Genomic DNA, 4,733 nt, shown 5'->3' with positions numbered 1-4,733 from the left:
GCCAGACACCCGCTGGCAGCCCCCACACCAGCCGTCCTTCGGAGACCGATTTCCCATCCGCTGAGGTTTCGTGATTCCCTGGATGAATGGGATTAGTCGGCTTAATACACGAATTCCAATTCATACAAAATTGCCACATTTTTCCAGCTAGACTTGACTCCAAGTGGGGGGTTGGCCGCATAACATCCCGCGTTCTTCCAGGAGTGCAGGGATGAAAAGCCATCGGGCAATACCAGTGCGTGGGTGGGTGGGGCTGGCCCTCGCGGTGATGTTGAGCGGTTGCGATTTTGGCGGAGGTCCGGACACACCCCCACCTCCGCTCACGGCCCCCGAAGCACCGAAGCAGGTGGTCGCGCAGGCGGGAGACGCGTCCGCGCTGGTGACGTGGACGGTGCCTCCCAGCGATGGCGGCAGCCCGCTGCTCTACTACGTGGTGCGCTGCGTCCCCGAGTGCGGCGGCGCGCTGGTGAAGGTGCCCGACACGCAGGCCACGGTGCTGGGGCTGAACAACGGCTTCACCTACGTCTTCAAGGTCGCCGCGGTGAACGCGATGGGCGAGGGCCAGGCCTCCGTGGAGACGGATCTGGTGACGCCCAAGGCGGGCATGAGCATCCCGAACCCCACGGTGCCGGGACAGCCGCGCTCGGTGGTGCCCACCGCGGGCAACGGCCAGGCGTACGTGAGCTGGCTCGCGCCCGCGAGCTACGGCGGCCGGCCGCTGTCGTACTTCAAGGTCATGGTGGAGCCGGGCGGCCGGGTGCAGCGAGTGGACGCGCCGTCGTCAGGCACGCTCATCGAGAACCTCGACAACGGAACGGCGTACACCTTCACCGTCTGCGCCGCCAACGAGATGGGGGAAGGCCCCTGCACGCGCCAGACGGCCCAGGTGACGCCGCGTCCGGGTGGCGCGCCCACCAACTGGGTGATGGGCTACTGGGTGGGCTACCAGCGCGACCTGTACCCGGTGGAGGCCGTGGACATGTCACTGCTCACGCACATCGTGGTGGGCCGCATCCGTCCGCGCATCGACGGCACGCTCTATACCGACTTCGACGTGGACCCCGTGCAGGGCCCGGCAATGGCCCGAGCGCTGGCGGTGCGGGCGCACGAGGCGGGCAAGAAGGCGCTGCTGATGCTGGGCGGCATGGGCGAGTACGACGGCTTCCGGGCCGCGACGGAGACGCTGGAGAAGCGCCGCAACTTCGTGCGCAACATCATCAACACCATGCACGAGCTGCAGTTCGACGGCGTGGACGTGGACTGGGAGCCCATCCTCCTGCCGCAGGACAGCGCGCCGCTGCTGGCGCTGCTGGATGACCTGCGCGCCGCGGACGAGAACATCATCATCACGGTGCCGGTGGGCTGGGTGAACTCCAACTTCCCGCTGGGCAAGGTGGACGCGGAGTTCCACCGGCAGCTGGCCGCGCGCGTGGATCAGATGAACATCATGGCCTACAAGATGAGCGGCCACTGGGGACAGTGGGCGAGCTGGCACTCCAGCGCGCTCTTCGGTGAGAACCCCGGACACCCCAGCTCCGTCGCCAGCTCCGTGCAGGCGTTCCTGAACGCGGGCGTGCCTCCTCAGCGCATGGGCGTGGGCGTGGGCTTCTTCGGCACCTGCTGGAAGGGCATCACGGAGCCGGGCACCCCGCTGGACGGGCGCGACGACATCGCGGAGGAGCAGAGCGACAACGCGATGAGCTACGCCAACATCCAGGCGCACTACTACCAGCCGGAGGCGTACCGCTGGGACGACGCCGCCAAGGCGCCCTACCTCTCCTTCCCCACCGCGTACGGCCCGCAGTCCTGCAACTACATCTCCTACGAAGACGTCGCGTCCGTGTCGGAGAAGGGCCGCTGGGCGCGGGAGAAGGGCCTGGGCGGCAGCATCATCTGGACCATCAACCAGGGTCACATGCCCAAGACCCTGGTGGGCGGCTCCAAGGATCCGCTGATGCAGGCCGTGCACACGGCCTTCCTCAAGCCCTAGACGTAGCGGGACTCGAAGAGCTGGCGCAGCGACGGTTCGGTGCGCAGCAGGTCCAGCGTGAGGGTGGCGTGGCCGGGCACGTAGCCATTGCCCACGAGCATGGTGACATCCTTGCCCACGCCCTCCGCGCCCAGGGCCGCCGTGGTGAAGCTGGTGGCCATGGAGAAGAAGATGACCGTGCCGCCGTCCTTCACGGACAGCAGTGACGCCATCTCCGTGTTGCCCACGCTGGCGCAGTTGACGACCAGGTCGCAGAGCTGACCGTTGGTCGCCTTCGACACGGCCTCCATCACGTCCACGCCCTGGGTGGCGTCCACCTTCATGGCCTCGTCGCACAGGCCAATGGCGGACAGCGCGTCCAGCGCCTTCTGGGAGATGTCCAGCGCCAGCAGCTTGCCGCGGCTCTCCAGGCTGCGGCGGGCCTGCGCCAGGCACAGCGCGCCGCTCTTGCCCGCGCCCAGCACCGCCACCGTCATGCCCGGGCGCACGTGGCGAGCCACCAGCGCGGGCGCGCCGCAGACATCCAGCGCCGCCAGCGACAGCGTGTCCGGCATGTCCGTGGGGAGCTTCGCGTAGATGCCGCTCGCGAAGAGCAGCGCATGGCCGCGGATGTCCACGCGGTCGATGTCCGCGTGCACCGCCTTCACCTCTTCGATGACGAGCGGCGTGAGCGTCAGGCTCACCAGCGTGGCGATGCGGTCGCCCGGCTTGAGCACGCCGTTGGCGGGGTGCTTCGCGCCCAGCTCCTTCACGCGGCCAATGAGCATGCCGCCCGAGCCGGTGACGGGGTTCTGCATCTTGCCGCGCTCGAGGACGATGTCCTGGATGCGGGATGCGATGCGCGCGGGGTCGCCGCCCACGTCGTCCTTGATCTGCTTGAAGGACGCGGCGTCGATGTTGAGGCTCTCCACGTCGATGAGCAGCTCCGCCTCGCGGCACGGCAGCGAGGGGTCCAGCTTGCGAGCGCGCTGCGGCAGCACGCCCTTCTCCGCCACGACGCGCGACAGTCCGTAGGTATCCATGGCGTCCCCCTTATCAGTCCCGCGCCAGGAGCGGCACCAGCACCGACAGCGACCGCTCGAAGCGGTACGAAACGCCCGAGTGCCCGTCCTCGAACTCCTCGTGCGCCACGTCCACGCCGCCGGCCTTCAGGTCGTCCGCCACCATGCGCGTGCCCCAGCGCAGGTTGAACTCGTCGCGCGTGCCGGCGTCCAGGTAGACCGTCTTCAGCTTGCGGAAGGAGTCCATGAACTTGGGCACGAAGCGCACGGGGTCGTGCACGAGCCACCGGTTCCACACGTCCAGGCGCAGCTTCGCGTTGTGCTGCTCGAAGGGCAGCTCCAGGTTGAGCGGCTCGCCCTTCTTCGGCGAGTACGCCGCCGCCATGGCCAGGATGTTGATGACCGGGAAGTCGTCGCCGCGCACCTTGGTGGCGACAGCGCGCTGGCGCAGCTCCGTCACCCACGCCTCCACGCCGCCCGCCTTCATCAGGGAGGTGGCGGCCTTGGGCAGGTCCGGCATGTACGAGTATTCGAAGTAGGAATCCGGGGCGTGCGCGCCCAGCAGGGAGAAGACCTCCGGGTGGTAGCGGCCCATCACCAGCGCGCCGTAGCCGCCGGAGCTGTGGCCCACCACCGCGCGGGACGCGGCCTTGGGCAGCGTGCGGAAGGTCTTGTCCACGAAGCCGACGATGTCCTTGACCAGGTAGTCGCGGTAGCGGCCGATGGCGTCGCTGTTCACCCACTGGCTGCCGCCCAGCTTCGTCCACGCGTCCGGGAAGACGCCGATGACGGGCGGGATGGCGCCCTGTTCGATGAGCGCGTCCAGGCGGTCCGGAACGGTGGGCGAGAACCCGGACACGTTGGTCCACGAGCCGCCGCCGTTGCCGAAGGCGTGCAGGAAGTAGACGACCGCGTAGCGCTGCGTGCCCTCCGCGTAGCCCGGCGGCAGGTACACGGTGAGCCGGCGGCGGGCCGGATCTCCCAGCGGGTTGTTCTCCAGCGCGGGGGAATGCACTTCACGCGTCTCGAGCACGCCCTTCATCGGTGCCTCTCCTAATCGCGGTGCGCCGCGCGTTCTACGCGCTGGAGCCCGGGTGCTTGCCGAACAGCTTCATCACCTGTTGCAGGTCCGCCCACGCATTGCGCTTCTCCGCGCTGTTGCGCAGGAGGTACGCGGGGTGGAAGGTGGGCATGAGCTGGATGCCCTCATATTCGCGCCACTGCCCCCGCATGCGGGTGATGGGGGTGGTGTCCCTGAGCAGCGTCTGCGCCGCGAACTTGCCCAGCGCGACGATGACCTTGGGCTGGATGGCGAGCAACTGCGAGCGCAGGAAGGGCTCGCACGCGGCGATCTCATCCGGCTCCGGGTTGCGGTTGCCGGGCGGGCGGCACTTCACGACGTTGGCGATGTAGACGTCGTTGCGGGTGAAGCCCATGGCGCCAATCATCTTGGTGAGCAGGTCCCCGGCGGCGCCCACGAAGGGCACGCCCTGGAGGTCCTCGTTCTCACCGGGGCCCTCGCCCACGAACACCAGGTCCGCGCGAGGGTTGCCGGAGCCGAACACGATGTTCTTGCGGCCCGAGCACAGCTTGCAGCGGCGGCAGTCGCCCAGCTCGCGGCGGACCTGATCCAGCGTGGGACGTTCGCCCTCCACGACGCCGGGCAGCGCGCCGTTGTAGCGGGGCGCGGACTTGGGCACGTCCAGGAGCATCGCCGGGGCCGGGGCGGCGCGGGGTGCGGC

4 protein-coding genes are annotated in these 4,733 nt (G+C 68.7%); 1 reads left to right on the top strand and 3 read right to left on the bottom strand.

The window, feature by feature from the left end; all coding sequences use genetic code 11:
* Positions 1 to 211 precede the first annotated feature (211 nt).
* Positions 212 to 1,990 carry a glycosyl hydrolase family 18 protein gene (locus D7Y11_RS41720; protein ID WP_120581497.1) on the top strand — a complete coding sequence of 593 codons (1,779 nt, stop codon included), beginning with the start codon at positions 212 to 214 and terminating at the stop codon, positions 1,988 to 1,990.
* Here D7Y11_RS41720 and D7Y11_RS41715 read toward each other — a convergent pair.
* The 3 genes from D7Y11_RS41715 to D7Y11_RS41705 form a co-directional block, all read right to left on the bottom strand.
* Entirely contained in the window at positions 1,987 to 3,012 is a 1,026-nt protein-coding gene (locus tag D7Y11_RS41715) for an L-erythro-3,5-diaminohexanoate dehydrogenase (protein ID WP_120581498.1), read from the bottom strand. The two genes, D7Y11_RS41720 and D7Y11_RS41715, sit on opposite strands and share 4 nt — an antisense overlap.
* Positions 3,013 to 3,025: 13 nt before the next feature.
* Positions 3,026 to 4,033 (bottom strand): esterase family protein, encoded by a 1,008-nt coding sequence (locus tag D7Y11_RS41710; protein ID WP_120581499.1) that lies wholly within the window; start codon positions 4,031 to 4,033, stop codon positions 3,026 to 3,028.
* Between the two features lie 34 nt (positions 4,034 to 4,067).
* Positions 4,068 to 4,733, bottom strand: a 666-nt coding sequence (locus tag D7Y11_RS41705; RefSeq protein ID WP_233597527.1) for a uracil-DNA glycosylase family protein, incomplete at its 5' end; no start/stop codon positions are given.

The organism is Corallococcus sp. AB018, from assembly GCF_003986945.1.
Classification (GTDB): Bacteria; Myxococcota; Myxococcia; order Myxococcales; family Myxococcaceae; genus Corallococcus; species Corallococcus exiguus.
This window is presented reverse-complemented; position numbering and strand designations above follow the sequence as displayed.

Excerpts from the sequence above, each read along its gene's own strand:
- D7Y11_RS41720 (WP_120581497.1), top strand. The coding sequence starts at position 212 with ATGAAAAGCCATCGGGCAATACCAGTGCGTGGGTGGGTGGGGCTGGCC.
- D7Y11_RS41715 (WP_120581498.1), bottom strand. The coding sequence starts at position 3,012 with ATGGATACCTACGGACTGTCGCGCGTCGTGGCGGAGAAGGGCGTGCTG.
- D7Y11_RS41710 (WP_120581499.1), bottom strand. The coding sequence starts at position 4,033 with ATGAAGGGCGTGCTCGAGACGCGTGAAGTGCATTCCCCCGCGCTGGAG.